This is a genomic window from Kitasatospora sp. NPDC096147 (assembly GCF_044763225.1).
Lineage (GTDB): Bacteria > Actinomycetota > Actinomycetes > Streptomycetales > Streptomycetaceae > Kitasatospora.
In genome coordinates this window covers 11,976-29,755 of sequence record NZ_JBIWFX010000017.1, presented here as the reverse complement: position 1 = coordinate 29,755, position 17,780 = coordinate 11,976, and the positions used below count along the sequence as shown (strand labels likewise).

Annotated in this window: 21 protein-coding genes; 10 read left to right on the top strand and 11 right to left on the bottom strand. The window is 72.4% G+C overall.

The window, feature by feature from the left end; genetic code table 11:
• Positions 1-229: 229 nt before the first annotated feature.
• Both ACIRBX_RS33620 and ACIRBX_RS33615 read left to right on the top strand, forming a co-directional pair.
• A complete protein-coding gene (locus ACIRBX_RS33620) occupies positions 230-877 on the top strand; it encodes an HPP family protein (RefSeq protein WP_402303123.1) in 648 nt (215 codons plus the stop codon).
• A 252-nt stretch (positions 878-1,129) separates the two neighbouring features.
• The gene (locus tag ACIRBX_RS33615; RefSeq protein WP_402303121.1) at positions 1,130-2,035 is read left to right on the top strand and encodes a GNAT family N-acetyltransferase; all 906 of its coding nucleotides are present in this window, start codon (positions 1,130-1,132) and stop codon (positions 2,033-2,035) included.
• A 618-nt stretch (positions 2,036-2,653) separates the two neighbouring features.
• Here the strand turns inward: ACIRBX_RS33615 and ACIRBX_RS33610 are convergent.
• Complete coding sequence (locus tag ACIRBX_RS33610) at positions 2,654-3,199, bottom strand: SMI1/KNR4 family protein (RefSeq protein ID WP_402303119.1); 546 nt, start codon at positions 3,197-3,199, stop codon at positions 2,654-2,656.
• A gap of 54 nt (positions 3,200-3,253) precedes the next feature.
• A complete protein-coding gene (locus tag ACIRBX_RS33605) occupies positions 3,254-3,835 on the bottom strand; it encodes a hypothetical protein (RefSeq protein WP_402303117.1) in 582 nt (193 codons plus the stop codon).
• Between the two features lie 271 nt (positions 3,836-4,106).
• On the opposite strand from ACIRBX_RS33605, the gene ACIRBX_RS33600 reads away from it, so the two are divergent.
• Together ACIRBX_RS33600 and ACIRBX_RS33595 are read left to right on the top strand one after the other, a co-directional pair.
• Positions 4,107-4,427, top strand: coding sequence for a CPCC family cysteine-rich protein (locus tag ACIRBX_RS33600; RefSeq protein WP_402303305.1), 321 nt, complete (start codon positions 4,107-4,109; stop codon positions 4,425-4,427).
• Positions 4,428-5,203: 776 nt separating this feature from the next.
• Positions 5,204-5,947, top strand: coding sequence for a hypothetical protein (locus ACIRBX_RS33595; protein ID WP_402303116.1), 744 nt, complete (start codon positions 5,204-5,206; stop codon positions 5,945-5,947).
• A 377-nt stretch (positions 5,948-6,324) separates the two neighbouring features.
• Here ACIRBX_RS33595 and ACIRBX_RS33590 read toward each other — a convergent pair whose 3' ends face one another.
• Both ACIRBX_RS33590 and ACIRBX_RS33585 read right to left on the bottom strand, forming a co-directional pair.
• Positions 6,325-6,786 (bottom strand): DUF4279 domain-containing protein, encoded by a 462-nt coding sequence (locus tag ACIRBX_RS33590; RefSeq protein WP_402303114.1) that lies wholly within the window; start codon positions 6,784-6,786, stop codon positions 6,325-6,327.
• A 99-nt stretch (positions 6,787-6,885) separates the two neighbouring features.
• Complete coding sequence (locus ACIRBX_RS33585) at positions 6,886-7,149, bottom strand: hypothetical protein (protein ID WP_402303112.1); 264 nt, start codon at positions 7,147-7,149, stop codon at positions 6,886-6,888.
• A 59-nt stretch (positions 7,150-7,208) separates the two neighbouring features.
• Between ACIRBX_RS33585 and ACIRBX_RS33580 the strand changes: the two genes are divergently transcribed.
• The gene (locus ACIRBX_RS33580; RefSeq protein ID WP_402303110.1) at positions 7,209-7,727 is read left to right on the top strand and encodes an SUKH-3 domain-containing protein; all 519 of its coding nucleotides are present in this window, start codon (positions 7,209-7,211) and stop codon (positions 7,725-7,727) included.
• Positions 7,728-7,762: 35 nt separating this feature from the next.
• On the opposite strand, the gene ACIRBX_RS33575 is transcribed toward ACIRBX_RS33580, so the two are convergent.
• From ACIRBX_RS33575 to ACIRBX_RS33555, 5 genes are all read right to left on the bottom strand, one after another.
• Complete coding sequence (locus ACIRBX_RS33575; RefSeq protein WP_402303107.1) at positions 7,763-8,023, bottom strand: hypothetical protein; 261 nt, start codon at positions 8,021-8,023, stop codon at positions 7,763-7,765.
• A 532-nt stretch (positions 8,024-8,555) separates the two neighbouring features.
• Positions 8,556-9,422, bottom strand: a complete 867-nt coding sequence (locus ACIRBX_RS33570; protein ID WP_402303104.1) for an NmrA family NAD(P)-binding protein — start codon at positions 9,420-9,422, stop codon at positions 8,556-8,558.
• Entirely contained in the window at positions 9,419-9,982 is a 564-nt protein-coding gene (locus ACIRBX_RS33565; RefSeq protein ID WP_402303102.1) for a hypothetical protein, read from the bottom strand. The genes ACIRBX_RS33570 and ACIRBX_RS33565 overlap by 4 nt, the downstream gene beginning before the upstream one ends.
• Positions 9,983-10,090: 108 nt before the next feature.
• Positions 10,091-10,612: a MarR family winged helix-turn-helix transcriptional regulator gene (locus ACIRBX_RS33560; protein ID WP_402303099.1), complete on the bottom strand. Its 522-nt coding sequence runs from the start codon at positions 10,610-10,612 to the stop codon at positions 10,091-10,093.
• 147 nt (positions 10,613-10,759) lie between these two features.
• Complete coding sequence (locus tag ACIRBX_RS33555) at positions 10,760-11,644, bottom strand: O-methyltransferase (RefSeq protein ID WP_402303097.1); 885 nt, start codon at positions 11,642-11,644, stop codon at positions 10,760-10,762.
• 118 nt (positions 11,645-11,762) lie between these two features.
• On the opposite strand from ACIRBX_RS33555, the gene ACIRBX_RS33550 reads away from it, so the two are divergent.
• The 4 genes from ACIRBX_RS33550 to ACIRBX_RS33535 all read left to right on the top strand — a co-directional run bounded on the left by ACIRBX_RS33550 (position 11,763) and on the right by ACIRBX_RS33535 (position 15,170).
• Positions 11,763-12,293, top strand: coding sequence for an ArsR/SmtB family transcription factor (locus ACIRBX_RS33550; RefSeq protein ID WP_402303094.1), 531 nt, complete (start codon positions 11,763-11,765; stop codon positions 12,291-12,293).
• Between the two features lie 109 nt (positions 12,294-12,402).
• Entirely contained in the window at positions 12,403-13,149 is a 747-nt protein-coding gene (locus ACIRBX_RS33545) for a DUF4232 domain-containing protein (protein ID WP_402303091.1), read from the top strand.
• Between the two features lie 109 nt (positions 13,150-13,258).
• Positions 13,259-14,233 carry a 5'-nucleotidase gene (locus tag ACIRBX_RS33540; protein ID WP_402303088.1) on the top strand — a complete coding sequence of 325 codons (975 nt, stop codon included), beginning with the start codon at positions 13,259-13,261 and terminating at the stop codon, positions 14,231-14,233.
• A gap of 148 nt (positions 14,234-14,381) precedes the next feature.
• Positions 14,382-15,170 carry a GNAT family N-acetyltransferase gene (locus tag ACIRBX_RS33535; protein ID WP_402303087.1) on the top strand — a complete coding sequence of 263 codons (789 nt, stop codon included), beginning with the start codon at positions 14,382-14,384 and terminating at the stop codon, positions 15,168-15,170.
• A gap of 323 nt (positions 15,171-15,493) precedes the next feature.
• On the opposite strand, the gene ACIRBX_RS33530 is transcribed toward ACIRBX_RS33535, so the two are convergent.
• On the bottom strand, positions 15,494-16,216 hold the full coding sequence (locus tag ACIRBX_RS33530) for an SMI1/KNR4 family protein (protein ID WP_402303084.1): 723 nt from the start codon (positions 16,214-16,216) through the stop codon (positions 15,494-15,496).
• A 192-nt stretch (positions 16,217-16,408) separates the two neighbouring features.
• Complete coding sequence (gene yidD, locus ACIRBX_RS33525) at positions 16,409-16,972, bottom strand: membrane protein insertion efficiency factor YidD (RefSeq protein ID WP_402303082.1); 564 nt, start codon at positions 16,970-16,972, stop codon at positions 16,409-16,411.
• 133 nt (positions 16,973-17,105) lie between these two features.
• Between yidD and ACIRBX_RS33520 the strand changes: the two genes are divergently transcribed.
• Positions 17,106-17,762, top strand: a complete 657-nt coding sequence (locus ACIRBX_RS33520) for a DUF4865 family protein (protein WP_402303080.1) — start codon at positions 17,106-17,108, stop codon at positions 17,760-17,762.
• Positions 17,763-17,780 lie beyond the last annotated feature (18 nt).

Genomic DNA, 17,780 nt, shown 5'->3' with positions numbered 1-17,780 from the left:
GACCATCTACCGACCGGACCCGCGATCTGCGCGAGCGCCCCCGCACCGCCCCCGCCCAGGAGGCCCGGAGGGCCAGGGGTAGGGTGATCGGCGGACCACGGCGGCCCCGACCGGAACGCCGCCCGAGGCCGTGCTCGCGTGACCCGCTTCTCCGCCCGGCGCAGGTCCCGCCCACCGCCCGTTCCGACCCACCGCGCCCGCTGAGGGCCGGTCAGAAACAGTGATCGTCGTGAGCACCGACCTGCCGACCGCCCTCGCCGGGCACCGCACCGAACCGCGCACCGAACCGAACACCGAACCCACCACCGGACCCGGCGCCGGTCGTCGCAACGAACCCCGCAGCGAGCCCGGTGGAGGGAAGCCCGGGACCGCCGCCAGACTCCGTGCCCTGACCGCCAGCCGGGCGCCGGCCCGCCCCGGACCGGCAGCCGCCGCGCACACGCTGGCCTCGGTGACCTCCGTCCTGCTCCTGCTGGTGGGGATCGGCGCCGCCGTCCACGAACCGCTGCTGATACCGCCGCTGGCGGCCACCGCCGCACTGATCCACAGCGTGCCGGGGCTGCCGCTGGCCCAGCCGCGCAGTGTGATCGGCGGTCACCTGCTCTGCGCCACCGTCGGGTTGACCGTGCACGCCGTCCTCGGCAGCTCGCTCTGGGCGGCGGCCGTGGCCGCCGGACTGGCCCTGGGCACCAACATGCTGGCCCGCACGCCGCACTCACCGGCCTGCGCCACGGCGGTCATCGCCGTCCTCCAGGGCCCGGCACCCGCCCGCTTCCTGGTCAGTCTGGCCCCGGCGGTCCTGCTGCTGGTCGGCGCGGGGGTGCTCGCCGCCCGGCTGCGCCCGACCGCACCGGCCTATCCGGCCTACTGGTGGTAGCGGCCTGACGCCCGGTCGGCCAACGGAACGAGTCGGTACCACCGCCGTCCCCGCCCGAGGGCGCCGCCCCCGGCGTCACCCCACCCGGCCGGGACGCGCCGGACCACCGCCCCGTAGATTCGGACCCGTCGCGCCGATCGGCCGACGCACACCCAAGCAGGAGTACGCACCATCACCACGCACACCGCAGGACCCCGGATCGACCTCCGGCCCACCACCACCGCCGACCTCGACGCGGTCACCGCCGTCACGGTGGACGAACCGGTCGGATGGATCGACGCCGAGCGCTACCGCGAGGAACTCGCCGAGCGGATGTACCGCCCCGAGTGGACCTGGATCGCCGAGCAGGACGGCCGGGTCCTGGCCCGCGGCCTCTGGTGGGGGCGGACCGACAGCGAGCACCCCGTCGCCCTGGACTGCCTCTGGGTCCACCCCTCGGTCGCCGACCGCGCGGCCCTCGGCGCCGCACTGATCCGGGCGGCGCTGGCCGCCTTCGCCGAGCAGGGCGCGGCCGAGCTCCCGCTCTACAACCTGACGCTCCCCCAGCACTGGCGCACCGACCCGGACGCGGTCGCGGCGGCGGGCTGGCGGGAGGCCGCGGCCCTCGACGCCGGCCTGACCGACGTGGTCGAGCGGCTGCGCCTGGAGTGGACCCCGGTCTCGGGGCTGCCCACCGCCTCCGGCCGGCTCCACTTCACCGAGGGCACCGACGAGGACTTCCTCGACGTCTTCCGCCGGATCGCCGAGGGCAGCCTCGACGCCGAGACCCGGCGCAACCTCACCCTGATCGGCGCCGAGGCCACCGCCCGGGAAGAGGTGGACTTCTACCTCGGCTGCCCGGGCGAGCGCTCCTGGTGGCGGCTGGCCCGCACCCCCGACGGCGCGGTCGCCGGCCTGGCCCTGCCCTCGGCCACGCCCTACAACCGCAACGTCGGCTACCTCGGCGTGGTCCCGGAGCTGCGCGGCCGGGGCTACGTGGACGAGATCCTCACCGAGATCACCCGGGTGCACGCCGAGGCCGGAGCCGAGCTGATCACCGCCACCACCGACACCGCCAACGCCCCGATGGCCGCCGCCTTCACCCGAGCCGGGTACCGGACCACGCAGACCCGCCTGATCTGGTCCGCACCGACACCGGATCCGGCCCCCGCTCCCTGAGACGGCCCCGGCGGCGCGGATCGCGGCGCGCCGCCGGGACTTGCCCCACTGCTCAGCCGGATCGGAACGGATCGTCGTCCGTGGGGATGAGGCCGGAATCGCCGTTCGCCGTGGTGGGCACCGGGGTGGGAGCACCGAAGGGTCACGGTCACGGATCACCGGGATCGGACGCACCGACGCCGAGAAGGTGCTGCTGCCGACCCCGCCTCCCATCGTTCCGACGCGTGAACCATCAGTGCCGGCAGGGTGGTTGGAAGGTTCGTTCGGATCCACCGGGACGATGCCGTAGCCCTTCGCCGCGCACACCCGCGATCCGCGAGCACGGACGGGGATCCGACGGGACCTCGCAGGCGAGCACGGTCAGCCGCAGACCTGGCGAGCACTCCCGGCTGATCCACGCGATCCGCGAGTGCCTGGTCGGCATGGGGCGAACCGACGGGCTTCGGCTGACGCGACTTCCGCGCCCTGATCGTCCGTGCCGCATCCGCATCAGCGGTCCGCTCGTACTCGTCCGGGGCCACGGCGCATCCACCTCGCACCGCTGCTGAAGGAGTTCTTCGCGAGACCGATGCGCACCGACTCACCGACCCGACAACCGTCCACGGCTCACACCGGCGACTACTGGTACCAGTCGTCACCACCCTTGGCGAGTGACCGGCCCAGGTAGTCCCTCAGGTCTCCTGCCACCCACCGACGGCTGTCGGTCTCGTGCTCCCAGACGAAGATGTCCGGACGCTGGGGTGTCCGCACGAACGCGAACTGATCGCCGCCCCCGTTGTCCCCGAAGAAGAGCAGGGCACCGAAGGGCATGTACAGCTCGGCGAGGGAGCTGTCGGAGCGGAAGAGGAGGTTCTGCTCGACGATCTTCTCGACGGGCCAGACGGTGCCCACCGTGCTCCGTCCGATGATCCCGTTGCTCTCCATGAGCAACTGCCGCAGTTCGGCAGGAAGCTGACAGCCGAGACGCCCCTCCGCATCCGCGAGGGCCGCCACCTGCACGGGACTCCGGAACGTCGCTTCCTTGAAGACCTCGAGGGCCGCTTCTCTCCACACGGTCCGGAGACTACCCAACGGCCGACCGGATCCTGAGCACGAGTCACTGGCCGCGAACCGGCCCGAACCGGACCACTGCCGTCCGGATGCTCCATCAACCTGACCCGACATCACGTGTTCCGTTCGCCGGCGGTATCGAGCGGCTGGTGACAGCAGGCGGCCGGGTCAGCGCCAGCCGCCGTGGCGAGGTTCCGTCCATTCGCCGAACGGTGGATCGAAGACCGCCCCGTCGTCGTCGGTCACGACGTAGTCCGGCTCGGTCTTCGAAGCGGCTGCGTGCAGCCGGACGACGAGGTCAGTGACGGGGACGACACTCAGCGACAGTGCTGCGGCCACCTGGGCAGCTTCAGCGTCGATGTCCGGGTTGTACGTGCCACGGGACCGTCGAAGGTGTTGAGCGGAGATCTGCATGACCTCCACATCGCCACCACCCGAGAACGAGAGGCAGTCCTGCCACTCCAGCCCGATGATGATCTCCAGGGCGTCCGCCAGGTCATCGGCGAGCAACCCGCCTTCTCCTTCGGAACTCGCGAACACCACCGGCCGGCGACCGTTCTGCTCACCGCACAGGAAGTACGCTCCACCGGCGGACTCCCCGGCGATCACCTCCAGCGGCGCACCCGAGGCAAGCCTCAAGTCATCGCCGTGGTACGTCCGGTGGATGTCGAAGGCGAACGACGATCCCAACAACAGACCGATTTCCGGAGTGGCCCGAATCAGGTCGAGCAGATGATCACTTGAGGTCATGGCCCGGACGGTACCGGGTGCCGCTGACGCACCGGCGCCGAGGCGAACAGCGCTGCCAGGTCCCCCCATGGGCGCCCCCGGGCATCGAGGGACAGTGCGAGCGGATCTGATCAACATTCCGGGATCGCCCAGCATTGAGCGGCCCGAGATCAGGAAGGATCCGGAGATCACGCTTCCTGCGCTGGCCGACGGCGCTGTCCTTCTCGGGCGAGGGTGAAGCTCGTGGTGAACGGAGCGTCACCCTTCCGAGCCGTGCAACACTCAACGCGTGATGACGCCCAGAGAGCTTCGCGAGGCATGCCCGTCCGGCGGCGGCCCGTATGCCTGCCCCTGCTGCAAGCTCCTCACCCTGGAAGCCCGCGGCCAGTACGAGATCTGCCACGAGTGCAGTTGGGAGGACGACGCCCAAGACGACCTGAACGCCGACGAGGTTTGGGGTGGCCCCAACGGGTCGGAAAGCCTGACCGACGCGCGTCTTCGCTACGCGCTGTATGTCGAGACGGCGAGAGCAACGGATCCGAGATCGGCAGTGAACGGCGGTCCGGGCACGTGGCTTTCCGCATGCCGGACAGCACGCCCCCGGCGACGCTGACACACCGTCCAGTACCCGGCAGCGATCTTCCTCGGTTCCGGCACTGGAACCATGCCGACCAGAACGACCGTCGCACCGGCTGTAGCCATGGGCGGCGGCAGGACTCTCGGCATGGTCGCGGGCTCGGCACAGGTCCACGATGATCAAATCGGTTCGGGTGATCCGGCTGACGGCCTTCGAGACGGAGCCGTCGACGCGCTGACGACGGATCAGCGCTCCGAGGTCCTCGATGGTGAACCAGGCAACCGTCGTCCCGGCGTCGACCGCCGACTGGCCGAGCGCCTCTTCGAGTGGGTGCCAGCGGTCGCTGAGCGGCACCACGGTTCTGGCCCATCCCCGGGCAGGGGCGGATCGTTCCGATCCGGCGGACGCCGGTCGCCGCAGCCTCGACCCGCCAGGCCGTAGCCTCCGGCCCGACCGTCAGGAACCGGGCCCCGGCCGGGTTCGTCGACTTCGGCGTGCGCTCGCCGCGCGGGGCGTCGGGGTAGTGCTCGTCGGCGATCCTCGGGCTGCCCGGCGTCGAGTGCGGGTGGCGGGTGACCTCGACCGCGCTGCCTGCGGCCATCGCGGTGACGATCAGAGATCTCGTGTCCACCAGCGGGGAGACCAACTGGCCCCCGGCGGCGGCGGAGCCTGCCGGGTCCTCTGACACTCGTCGGCTGACGAAGACTCAACACACCGACACCGTGATCGTGTTGTGGCTTCCACGAGCCGTCCCGCTCCTCCCATGGAGCAGCGGCAGCGACGTGTCGGTGAAGGCTGGGAGACTCTGGTCCGTGCAGATCAAGGGATACGACTACGGGCCGCTGGTTGCGGGTGAGCGGCTGCTTGAGCGCGCCGGGTTCTGGTCCAACCACCTGCTGGCCGCGTACCGGTCCACCGCGGGCGGGACCAGGCCGGAACCCGAGTGGTTCGGTGTTGACGGCGCGGATGCGGACGCCTTGGCCGAGGTCCTGCTGGACGATCAGGCCTGGCCGGCGCTCCGCATCCCGTTCCGAGGCGGTCACAGCGCTGTCGCCGTCTACCGCAACCTCATCGGTGACTACGGGATCGACTACCTGCTGACCCAACCGGACTGGTCTCGGACAGCGGACCTGTCCGGCTTCGACGGCGACTGGTACGGCCCTGGCCTGTCCTGGCGCGACATCGTGAACATCGCCGGGGCACCGGACCTGACCGCGCCCGGCGTGCACCACCCTGCGTCCAGGCTCCTGCTCCTGCTGCCGCTGCTCGCCGACGACGATCTGCCGCCGGGAGCGCACGCCCGGGTGGGTGCCGCTCTCGCGGCCATCGGAGCACCCGAGGACTCTGCCCGGGACACAGCCGACCATCTCCTCCGGAACAGGCGGTCCGCTGCCGGTCGCCCCGGCGATACCGACTCTCCTCTGAGCGGCGGCAGCCACCGACGCACCGCACCGGAGTCCGATGAGTCGGCCGTGCTGTGGGCACTGGACCTCACTCGATCCCAGAGCGATGCTCTCGCCGACGCGCTGGGCAGCAGACCTCTGCCTACGCCCTGAAGGCCGCTCCCTGGTTCCAGGCGCAGTGACCACGGCCGGGATGATCTCGCCATGGCCGGTGTGATCACGGCGTCGGAACCCTTCACGCGGCTGAGCCCGCGCAACTCCCGCGAGCTGAGGACGGTGCACCGTCGAGAGAACGCCGACATCGTGCGGCCCGGCCGGCCTCGGACTCTTCACGGCCTGGCGGCCCGATCGTGATGGCCCGGGCCTACGCCCGGCCCCGCCTGACAGTCGGCCCAAGGGAGCTGACGACCGCGAACACCGAGTGGGACACCGCGTTCCGACGACCCACCCGTGCCCCGACCCTCATTGACGGCTGCCTCGACGCACCCGCTCTCGCACTCACCCGACCACCCACGTCGGCCTTCCTGTCGTCACGGGCGAACGACGGTCGCAGTTGCTTCGGGCGGATACAGGTCGAGCACGATGTCCAGGCCGAGTGCACCGACCTCGGCTAGCAGGCGTGCCGGCAGGACACAGCCCCCTTGGCCGTTCTCGCTGCCGAAGCCGAGGAGCAGCTCCAGATCGCAGTCGACGGACAGGCCCGCCAACTCCGCGCGACGGCCGTCCACGAGTGCCACCAGCACTCGCACGTGGTCCGTGAGGTCACTGTCATCAGGCAGCCCACTCCGCCTGATCCAGACGCTGCTCTCCCGTCGGGCACTGGCCGGATTGCGGGGGCTCATCAGGCTGCCCCGCTCGAACTGATGGTCCGCCGTGATCCCCAGGCGCCCCGAGATCTCGGCGGCCGTGACCGTGGCGCTCGTGATCCGGATCGACCCGGCCGACCACTTCGTGACCGGCTCTGCCGGCCGCATTCTCAGGTCCTCTGACACATCCTCACGATCGCAGGGCGACCGACTGGACGCGAACCCATTTCCGCAGGCCCCGTGCACGGAGTGGAGACCGGCGCAGCCGACATAACGAGTTCAGGTTCAGTAGTACGACCGCCGCAGGTCGTGATCTTCATGCTTGCTGAGCCCGACGTCGACCACGCGATCCGATGGCGGACCACTGCGACGCTTTCGAAGCGTGGCTCCGCAGCCCGGGATGCAGCAGTTGCCCTGCGCGATCGGCCCGGCCGAGGCGAAGACCGCGCAGTCCGAGAGCACCGCGAAGGCATACCGGCCCTCGCCGGCGGCCTTCCGCAGCTTGCGGTACAGGTTGACGGTGGCGATGTCGATCACCAGGGCTCGCATCAGCGGGTCCCAGGTGGGGACAATCACCACGCATCGACGACCGAGGAGCGGGGTTTCGGATGGGTGACCGGCCACCGGAGGTGACCGAGGTGCTGGAGGCGTCGGGATGGAGACCCGGACGGAGGGTGGACACGTCCCGCTGGCGATCGGCCTTCGAGGCAGTCGGCCTCGGCATGCACGATGCGGCGGACGCCTTCCTGGGCGAGTTCGGCGGTCTGACCGTGGACATCGGCGGGCCGGGCGTCAACCGCGCCCGCACACCGTTCGAGCTTGACCCCGAGCTGGCCTGGGGCGAGGAGGACCGGTTCGCGGAGTGGAGCGAGGTGATCGGGCGCCACCTCTACCCGATCGGCGAGCTGGACCACGGGCGATTCTTCCTCGGCATCGACGATCTGGGCGTGATCTGGCTCGTCGCGAACTGGATCGCCGAGTTCGGGCCTGCGCCGCAGGCCGTCGAGAGTCTGGTGCTCGGCATCGCGCCACGCCGGATCGACCAGTGGGACGAGTCCAGGGGCAACCGTCCTGACGGACCGTTCGCCGACCGGGGGCCGCCGGACGACGACGGGTCCCGGCCGTAGCGCTACGGCCGGGACCCGTCGGGCGGAGTCCGGGATCAGTGACCGGTCGGGATCAGCAGGACCGCACCGGGCCAGAGGTCGAGGGAGTTGCCGACGTTGGAGCCGGTCGCGGTCACCGAGGTGACGTTGGCGTAGTTGGAGGAGACGCCACCGCCGTCGGCGCCCGAGCCCTGACCGATGGCGACGTTGCCGCTACCGGCCTGACCTGCTGCGTTGTCCGCGAAAGCGGTGGTGGGGAGGGCCGAGAGAGCGCATGCCGCAATGAAGGCGCCGAACGCCTTGCCGAAGGTTCGCATGAGTCCGATCATGGCAAACGGCCGAGTGTGAAGTCACGCTCCGTGACCCTTTCGGCCGCACGGCCAACCCCAATGGCCGCACCGCCACCCGATCGGCCCCTCCCGACCGGGCCCTCCCGACCGGGCCCGGTCCCGTCACCGGCAGCCCCGCGCCACCGTGCAGGCGGGCTCGTGCCAGGTGGTGCGCACCACCTGGCCGCCCCGGTCACGGTGCTCGCTGGACCAGGTCCGGCAGCAGCCGACCCGACCCGACGGCCGGGCTGGCGCGGGAGAACGGTGGGCGGGCGAGCCGTTCGCCGCAGAGCGGGCCGAACGGCGGCGAGGACGGGGGCGGTGGCCGCCGGAGGTCGAGTTCGTCACGGACGGGCTCTGCCCGCCCCCGCCCGCACTCGAACCTCAACCCACCCGAAGGGAGGACGTACCCTCCTCCCGGCCACCACGTCCCGCCCCGCCATCGGCCCCACGCCACCTCGCGCCCGAGCCCCAGCCCGAGCCCGAGCCCGAGCGCAAGACCGCCCCGCCCCGCCCCGCGTCAGCGGAAGAGCGGCAGATGCTCGCCGAGGAACGCCTCCAGGGTGCGCGAAGCCCGGCCGGTGACCCGCTCGAAGGTGCCGTCCGGCCGCTCCTCCCGCTCCACCGCGAGCCGCTGGATCTCCACCACGTGGGCGGCCAGCCACTCCGGCATGCCGGCCCGGCCGACCAGGTGGTCGCGCAGCCCGTCCGGGCCGAGGTCCAGGTAGCGGACCTCACGTCCGATCAACTCACCGAGCAGCTCGGTCAGTTCGGGGTAGCTGTAGGCCCGGCCGCCGGTCAGCGGATACGTACCGCCGGCCAGCTCGGGGCGGGTGAGGGTGGCGGCGGCGAACTCCCCGATGTCCCGGACGTCGACGTAGTTGCACCGGGCCACCCCCATCGCGCCGGGCAGCACCCCGGCCGCCGCGATTCCGGGCGCGAGCAGCAGGAGCTTCTGCATGAACGCGTACGGCCGCAGGACGGTGGTGGTGATGCCGGAGGCGCGCAACCGCTCCTCGATCAGGTGGTGGCCGCGCGAGATCACCACGGGCGAGTCCGGCTCGGCCGCCGGGGCCGAGATCTTGACGACGTGTCGGATCCCGCTCTCCAGCGCCGCTTCGACCGCGTTCAGCTCGTACCGCACCTGGACCGGGCTGTTGGCCATGGTCAGGAAGAGCTGCTCGGCCCCCTCGAAGGCGGCCCGCAGCGAGCCGGGGTCCGCCGCATCGGCGCCGACCACCCGGGTGGTGGCGAGCGTCGGCCCGTCCAGTGCGGCGGCCAGGCCGTCCGGGTCACGGCTCAGCGCACGGCTCTGCACGCCCAGGGCGGCGAGCGCGTGCAGGGCGGCGCCCCCGGTGGCGCCGGCGGCGCCCATCACGACGATCACGACAGCTGCCCTTCGAGCCGCTCGGCGGCCTCCTCGGCCCGGACCGTGCTGCGGCTCCCGCCCTGCTCCCCCGACCGCGAGGCCTCGACCCCAACACCAGCCCCAACCTCAGCCTCAGCCTTCGCCTTGGCCTGCGCAGCCCGGCTGCCCCGCCAGCGGAAGGTGGCGATGGTGCCCGCTATCAGCGAGGAGATCGCGAAGTCGCCGGGCAGGCGGCCCGGCCACGGGTTGCCGTCGAGCGCCGGGACCAGTCCGAGGAGTTGGGAGACGCCGAAGCCGACCACCAGCCCGACCACCGCCGCGCCGAGGCCGACGACGAGGGCCGCGGGCAGGCGGGGCGCACGGTGCGGGCGGACCGGCCGCCGGTGCAGGCGGACGGTGAGCAGCGCGGCCACCACGGCCGAGCTCAGACCGATGGTGGTCGGTGCCGCCACGGCCAGCTCCGGCTGATCGGAGAGGAGCCCGGCGGTGCCCGCCATCACGGTCGGCATCAGGTAGGCCGGAAGCACCTCCTGCCACAGTACGTACGGCTTCGGAGCGCCCGAAGGTCTCTTGCGCATGAACAGTCCCTTTCCAGGAGCCGACGGGGAGCCCAAGCCTTGTACTTAGGCCCCTAATCAATCGGGTCGAAAGAAGGCGGGCCACCAGCGGGCCCGCCTGATCGGAGGTCAGTCCTCGGTGAGCGCGTCCATGCCCGCCACCACCCGGGCGAGCAGGTCGAGGAAGGTGCCGCGCTCGTCTGCGGACAGCCCACCCACCAACGCCTGCATTCGGCCGAAGTGATCCGGCGCCAGCTCGCGCAGGCGCCCGGCGCCGCGCGCGGTGAGCACCACCACGTTCCCCCGCCCGTCCTCGGCGGACGGCCGCCGGACCACCAGCCCGTCCCGCTCCAGACCGTCCACCAGACCGGTCACGGTCGCCCGGGAGACCCCGAGCCCGGCCGCCAGTTGGGACGGTGACTTCTCGCCACCGTGGTCCTCCAGGTCGGCCAGCAGCCGGTACCGGCCGGTGGAGAGACCGAAGCGGCCGAAGTGCACCTCGCCGGCCTGGCTGATCCGGCTGCCCGCCGCCATCAGCCGGGCCGCGACCAGGACCGCCTGCGGATCGGCGTCGAGGCCGTAGCGGGCGATCTGGCGCTGCGCCTGTTCGAGCGTGGGCGCACCGGGGTCGGTCTCGGGCTGCTGGGTCACATGAAGAAATATGGCGCCTAACCAGCCTCCGGTCAAGGATTCACCACCCGCATTCCACCCACTGGACCGGCCCGCCCGCCGCCCCTGACCCTCCGTCAGGTCCGGCTGCCACCAAGCCCGGTGGCAGCCGGACCGGAAGAGTCCAGGTCAGCGCTTGCGCGCGACCGTGACGCCGTCGCGCAGCGGCAGCATCACCGCCTCCACCCGGGGGTCGGCCGCCACGAAGGCGTTCAGCTCGCGCACGGCCCGGTGATCCGGACCGTCGAAGGCAGGGTCGAGGACCCGGCCGCCGAGGAAGACGTTGTCCAGCACGATCAGGCCGCCCGGCCGGAGCCGGGGCACCAACTCCTCGTAGTAGGCCGGGTAGCCCGCCTTGTCCGCGTCCACGAACGCGAGGTCCACCTCGGGAGCGGCCGGCAGCGCGCGCAGCGTCTCCAGGGCGGGGGCGATCACCAGGTCGATCCGGTCCGCGACACCGGCCCGTTCCCAGTGGCGGCGGGCGATCCCGCCCCACTCCTCGTTCACGTCGCAGGCCAGCAGGCGTCCGCCCTCGGCCAGCCCCCGGGCGATGCAGAGCGAGGAGTACCCGGTGAAGACGCCGACCTCGACGGCGGACCGGGCTCCGGTGAGCCGGGTCAGCAGGGTCAGGAACGCCCCTTCGTCGTGCGAGACCTGCATCCGGGCCGCCCCGCCGGGAAGCGCCCGGGTCTCGGCCGCCAGTTCGCGCAGCACCCGGTCGGCCGGGGTGCAGTGGTCGAGCACGTACTGCGCGGCGACGGGGTGGGTGGTCTCCACCTCGTCCCCACCGTAGGGGGCACTCCACTCCGCACCCCGAAGGGCCGGCCGCGCACTGACGGACCGTCGCAGGTCGGCCAGCACCTCCGGGTCGGCGGCGGCGAGGGTCACCTCCAGCGCGTCGGGGGCGACGGCGACGACGCAGCCCGCGCCTTCCGCGCGGAGCTCGGCGGCCAGGGCGTCGAGTTGCCCGACGGAGATGCCGGCGGTGGGGACCAGGGTGGTGGTGATGGGCACGGTGCAGACCTCCGGAGAGCAGACAAGCATCGAGGAAAGCCGACGCTTTCAGGCCCGTGCAGTCTCACCGCCATCGACCCCGATTGTCAAAGCATCCGGTTCCATGGACACTTCCCCCATGGAACCCCCCGAGGACGAGCAGCCGATGACGCTGGACTCCCCCGCGCACTTCAAGGCCCTCGGCCATCCCGTCCGCCACAAGATGGTCAACGCGCTGCGCCAACGCCCGGCCACCCTGCGGCAGTTGTCGGAGGTGACCGGGCTGGCCAAGGGCACCGTCAGCCACCACGTCCAGGTCCTCCGGCAGGCCGGGCTGGTCCGCGTCGCGGAGACCCGGCAGGTGCGCGGCGGCACCGAGCAGTCCTTCGCCCTGGTCAGCCGGGGCTTCCGGCTCTCCGAGGAGCAGGGCGGCGGCCGGTTCCTGGTCGAGGCCGCGCTCGCCGAGATGCTGCCGGAGCAGGACGACGCCACCACCCACACCCGTCTCGACCACCTCTGGCTCACCCCGGCCCAGGCCCGCGCGCTGGTCGAGTCGGTCGAAAGCCGGGCCCCGCACCCCGACCAGGACGGCGACCACGGCGAGGCCTACGGCCTGCTGGTCAGCCTCTACCGCGCCGACATCCCCCGCCTCGCCCCCGAGCAGAGCTGACAGGCCACCGACAGAAATCATCCTCGAGGCGGAACCGCTCGCCCGGCCGGGACGTGCAGGATGTGAGCCCGTCACCACGACGGGCCTTCCACCGTCCCGGGAGCCCTCCTTGAAACACCGTCACCTCTCCGCCACCGCCGCCCTGGCCTGCGCGGTCCTCGCACTGACCGCCTGCAGCTCCGCCAAGACCCCGGTGGCGGCCGGTGACGCCAAGTCCTCCGCTCCCGCCTCCGCCACTCCCGGGGCTGGCACCACGGCGGCCCAGCCGACGCTGACCCCCAGCACCTCCGCGAGCCAGACCCAGGGCCAGGACCAGGCCCCGTCCCAGCCGGCCCCGACCGGCGGGGCCATCGCCGTCGCCGAGGCCTGCCGCGGTTCGGAGCAGGAGAGCGACGTCTCCGGCGTGCTCACCGGCACGGACCGGAGCGCCACCCCGCGGGTCACCGGCATCGTCAAGCTCACCAACACCTCCACCCGGCCCTGCGAGCTCTACGGCCCGGCCGACGTCCGCACCACCGGGCCGACCGTCACCAAGCTGGTCACCGCAGTCCTGGGGGATGTCGAGTTCCCCGCCGGCAAGGGCAAGGGCACCGTGCTGCAGCCGGGCAAGTCGGCCTACCAGGCGGTCAGTTGGCTGGAGTCCCCGCCGACCGCCCCGAACGCCGAGTGCACCACGGGCGACCTGCTGATCCTGGCCCGGAACGACGGCGCGATCGACATCAAGGTGCCGGCCAAGGGCGCTCGCTTCTGCCCCGTCAAGGAGAGCGGCTCGGCCCAGGTGGCGATCGGCGCCCCCCTGGCCGACGAAGCCCAGGCCCGGGTCCAGCTGGAGGCCCTCAGCACCAAGAAGAGGTGACCACCCGTCAGTCCTCCGTCCCCACCCCGCCGCCTCCCGCCCGCCGACGCCTCGCACACCGGTGCGATGATGGTCCGGCAGGACGGGGCCGGGACGGAGGACTGACGCGGTGACGTACGAACTGGCGGACCGACTGGTGCTCGGTGTGGCCTCCAGTGCCCTGTTCGACCTGGGCGAGTCGGACGCGGTCTTCCGCGAGCAGGGCGAGGAGGGCTACCGCGCCTACCAGGAACGCCACCTCTCCGACACCCTCCGCCCCGGCGTGGCCTTCCCCTTCGTCCGGCGGCTGCTCTCGCTCAACGACCTCGACCCGGACGACCCGCCGGTCGAGGTGATCGTGCTCTCCCGCAACGACCCGGACACCGGCCTGCGGGTGATGCGGTCGATAGCGGCGCACGGACTGCCGATCACCCGGGCGGTCTTCACCCAGGGCCGCTCGCCGCACCGCTTCGTCCCCGCGCTCAACATGTCGCTCTTCCTCTCCGCGAACCAGGACGACGTCCGCGAGGCCGTCCGGGCCGGCCTGCCCGCCGGCCGCGTGCTCGGCCCCGACCCGTCCTCCGGCGCCGACAACGCCACCGGTGCCACCGGGTTCGACGGCCTGGACGACCTCGACGACCCGGAGCTGCGGATCTCCTTCGACTTCGACGGCATCCTGGCGACCGACGCCTCCGAACGCGTCTACCAGAGCGGTGGTCTGGCCGGCTTCCGCGAGCACGAACTCGCCAACGCCGACGTGCCGCACGACGCCGGTCCGCTCAAGGACTTCCTCACCGCGGTGAACCGGATCCAGCTGCGGGAGGAGCAGGAGCACCAGAAGGACCCCTCCTACCGGCCCCGCGTCCGGGTGTCGATCGTCACCGCCCGCAACGCGCCCGCCCACGAACGGGCCGTCATGAGCCTGAAGCGCTGGGGAGTGCGGGTGAACGACGCCTTCTTCCTCGGCGGCATCGACAAGGGCGCCATCATGGCCGTCCTGCGCCCGCACCTGTTCTTCGACGACCAGGCCGCGCACCTGGCCACCACCGCCCGCACCACCCCCAGCGTCCACGTCCCGTTCGGACGGCTCAACGGGGCGGACTGACGCTCCCTCCGGCCGCCCGGACATGGGCCGGCACCTCGTCCGCCGGCCGGCCGTCCACCCGTCGGGGCAGACTGTGACCGAGCCCTCGGCCGGTCTCGGCCGCGCCGGGCCCCGGCAGCTCCGCCGGCCCCCGGGGTAGGCTGCCGGGATGTCCCTGCACAGCCTGCACGACCGGGCCGCCATCAGCGCCCGCCTGCTCCGCGACCCGGCGCCCCACCTGCTCGAACTCGGCGACCTGGACGACCTGCTGTGGCCGCACACCAGCTGGTACGCCATCAGCGAGGACGGCCCGCTGGCCCTGCTGTACGCCGTCGGCGACACCCCGACGGTGCTGGTGTCCGCCCGCCCCGAGCGAGCCGCGCAGGCCGAGGAGCTGACCGCCGCGCTGCTCCCGGTGCTGCCGCGCCGCTTCATCGGCCACGTCCCGGAGGGCGCCGCCAAGCTGCTGGCCGGCGCGTACCGGGTCACCGGCGCCGACACCCTGCTGCGGATGGTGCTCACCGACCCCGCCCCGGCCGCCGCCCACGACGAAGGCCAGTGGCGGCCCGCCGTCCTCGACCGCTCCGAACTCCCCGAGCTGCTGGAGCTGTTCGCCGCCGCCTACCCCGGCAACTGGTTCGACGACCGGATGCTCGACACCGGCCAGTACGTGGGCCTGCGCCACGAAGGCCGGCTGGCCGCCGTCGCCGGCGTGCACGCCTGGTCCCCGGCGCAGCGCGTCGCGGTACTCGGCAACGTCACCACCCTCCCCGACCTGCGCGGCCGGGGCGCAGCCGCCGCCTGCGTCGCCGCCCTCTGCCGCCAACTGGCCGCCAGCGCCGACCACATTGGCCTCAACGTCCGCGCCGACAACGCCACCGCCGTGCGCCTCTACGAACGCCTCGGCTTCACCGGCGTGACCACCTTCACCGAGGCGGTCTTCACCGCTCTCCCCTGACCGGCGACCCGCTGGGAGGTACGGACCACGCTGCCACGCCCACCGTGCAGCGAGCGGACCAACAGGTTCGGATCGCCCTCGTTCCAGGCCACCACCGTCAGCCCCGACCGCACCGCGTGCCCGAGCGGGGTCAGGCCCGCCGTGCCGTTCCGGACCACGGTCTGCCGGCTCTCCGGGCCGAACCACCGGTCCGTCCCGCAGCGCGCCACCGCTCCGGTAGGCCGTCCACCACGCATCGGTGCCGTCCGGGAAGCGGGACCAGCGGCGCTCGGCCGGCCGCACCGTGCGGGACGGGGGCAGGTGGACGCCCCGGGCGGACCGCCTCAGCGGACCCAGGGCCCCGGAAGGTCTCCACGGATCCTCTCAAGATCGGCGCTCGTGCGCCCGCGTGCGTGGATCCAGGACTGGTCTTGGACGCCGTCGCGGCGCACCAGCCGGCCGGGGGCCGAGTACCAGCGCACGGGCGAATCCTCCTCGCTCGCCCACATGGGGTGATCAGGCAGGTCAACCCGCAAGTAGCCGGAGTGGAGAGCCGGCAGCAGCGGATCCGGCAGCTCACAGGCGTCGTAGTGGCCGTTCGAGCCGAAGAGGAATTCACTCAGAACGAGTTCCACCCATGCCACGGACGTCCGTTCCAGGAAGGGGATCCAGTCCTGACCTGACTCCACCAGCACTGGTGGATCTTCCTGCTCGATCCGGGTCAGGGGGATTCCCCAGGACGCGCAATCCTGGTTCTCGCGCCGGAAGACCAGGACGCCGCCCAGAGCCTCGTCGACGTGGAGTCCGGCCGGCCGGACCAGCGGGTCCTGCCGGCGGGTCAGGTCGTGTCGGCGGCCGAAGAGCGCGTAGCCCGCACGCAAGGCAGCCGGCAGCCCGAAGCCCAGATCGGCCTCTGCGGCGGCCAACTCCTCCTCCGGGCAACCGTCTTCCCGTTGCAGTGGACGGCCCGCCCATGCGTCGGCGAACCACCGTACGAAGTCCATGGCTTGGGCGTGGGACCGGACACCGCCCTGCAGCATCACCGACACGTCAGGACCATCCAGCATGACGAGGAGGCTACCGCCTTCCCGGGCCATTCACGGAGCTTCCACCGCCGCGGGCCCGTCACCGCCGTCCCGACTCTCGACCCACCGACGACACGAGATGTCTTCGACGGCGCGGCGGGGCTCCACCCCGCCCCGCTGACGGGCGGCCTCGGGGGGCAGGCCGCCGGTCAGCGCCGGATCGTCGGCGGTGCGTCAGGACGGCACCGGATCGTGGCCGCCCGCCGTGCCCGGGCGGCAGCGCCGCAGCCGACCCGCCGTCAGCCGGGCGGCGCGCAGCGCGCCGTGCCGGTGCAGCGCCTGGACGGCGTACGTCGAGCAGGTCGGGGTGTACGGGCAGCAGGCCGGCCGGGTCGGGCTGATCCGGGTGCGGTAGTGCTCCACCGCACCGTTCATGAAGGCGGCGGCCCGGCCACCCGGCAGCCGGGGGGCGCGGTGGGCGTTCAGCAGGGCGCGCAGCCCTGAGGTGAACACCACCGGGATCATCGCGATCAGGCAGACGTCACAGCCGCCGCCACCCCCGCCACCACCACAGCCGTTGCCGCCACCACCCCGGCCTCCGCCGCCGCAGCCACCTCCTCCGCCGCCGCCCCCGCCCGTGCAGCAGTCCAGCAGGTCGGTCGGGTCGTTGTCCTTCTGCTGCTGCGACTTGTAGCGCTCCCAGGCGCGGCGCCGCTCGCGCCGGGCCCGCCGCTCCTCCTTGGGCAGCCACCACCAAGCCCGTTCGAAGTAGGGGGGTCTGGGTGCGGGTGGGTACATCGAGTACCGCCTCTCCACTCGGATGACACTTCTGCCGGGACATCCTGCCGTACCGCCCCGTCGCAGTACGAAGAGCATCTAGGGTGACCGCCTGACGGACCGTCATCCAGCCGCCGCAGAGAGGCCCAGCACCGTGTACGCGAAGCAGTACGAGCTCACCCTGCCCGCCGACTACGACATGGGGATCATCCGCAAGCGGGTGGCGGCCGGCGGCCACGTGCTGGACGACCGGGCCGGGCTCGGGCTGAAGGCGTACCTGATCCGGGAGCGCGGCCAGCAGGGTTCGCCGGTGAACCAGTACGCGCCGTTCTACCTCTGGAACGACACCGGGGCGATGGCCGGCTTCCTGGTCGGGGGCGGCGGCTTCCAGAACATCGTCCGGGACTTCGGCCGCCCGTCCGCGCTGCACTGGACCGGCCTCGCCTGCCACGCCGGGCCGGCCCGGGGCGCCGTGCCCCGCTCCGCCTCCCGCCGCCTCACCACCGTGCCCGTCGACCCGGACCCGGAGCGCACCGGGCTCGGGCTCTCCGCCCTGATCGCCGAGGAGTGCGAGCAGCTCGCCGACCTGGCCCGCCGACCGGACGTGCACACCGCCGCCCTGGCGCTGGACCCGCACCACTGGCAGTTGCTCCGCTTCGTCCTCCGGGCCGGGTCCGAGGACACCACCAAGGACGCCCCGACGAACACCGCCACGGACACCGCCACGGAGGCCGACGCCACCGAGCACTACCAGGTGCTGCACCTCTCCGCGCCCGGCCTGGCCGACCTCCCGGAGGGCCGCACCTGGTGACCACCCGTCAGCCCGCCC

Bases quoted from the DNA above. Each gene is read 5' to 3' on its own strand.
- ACIRBX_RS33610 (WP_402303119.1), bottom strand. From the start codon at position 3,199: ATGTCGGGTCAGGTTGATGGAGCATCCGGACGGCAGTGGTCCGGTTCG.
- ACIRBX_RS33605 (WP_402303117.1), bottom strand. From the start codon at position 3,835: ATGACCTCAAGTGATCATCTGCTCGACCTGATTCGGGCCACTCCGGAA.
- ACIRBX_RS33600 (WP_402303305.1), top strand. From the start codon at position 4,107: ATGACGCCCAGAGAGCTTCGCGAGGCATGCCCGTCCGGCGGCGGCCCG.
- ACIRBX_RS33585 (WP_402303112.1), bottom strand. From the start codon at position 7,149: ATGCGAGCCCTGGTGATCGACATCGCCACCGTCAACCTGTACCGCAAG.
- ACIRBX_RS33580 (WP_402303110.1), top strand. From the start codon at position 7,209: ATGGGTGACCGGCCACCGGAGGTGACCGAGGTGCTGGAGGCGTCGGGA.
- ACIRBX_RS33575 (WP_402303107.1), bottom strand. From the start codon at position 8,023: ATGCGAACCTTCGGCAAGGCGTTCGGCGCCTTCATTGCGGCATGCGCT.
- ACIRBX_RS33565 (WP_402303102.1), bottom strand. From the start codon at position 9,982: ATGCGCAAGAGACCTTCGGGCGCTCCGAAGCCGTACGTACTGTGGCAG.
- ACIRBX_RS33550 (WP_402303094.1), top strand. From the start codon at position 11,763: ATGGAACCCCCCGAGGACGAGCAGCCGATGACGCTGGACTCCCCCGCG.
- ACIRBX_RS33535 (WP_402303087.1), top strand. From the start codon at position 14,382: ATGTCCCTGCACAGCCTGCACGACCGGGCCGCCATCAGCGCCCGCCTG.
- ACIRBX_RS33530 (WP_402303084.1), bottom strand. From the start codon at position 16,216: ATGCTGGATGGTCCTGACGTGTCGGTGATGCTGCAGGGCGGTGTCCGG.
- yidD (WP_402303082.1), bottom strand. From the start codon at position 16,972: ATGTACCCACCCGCACCCAGACCCCCCTACTTCGAACGGGCTTGGTGG.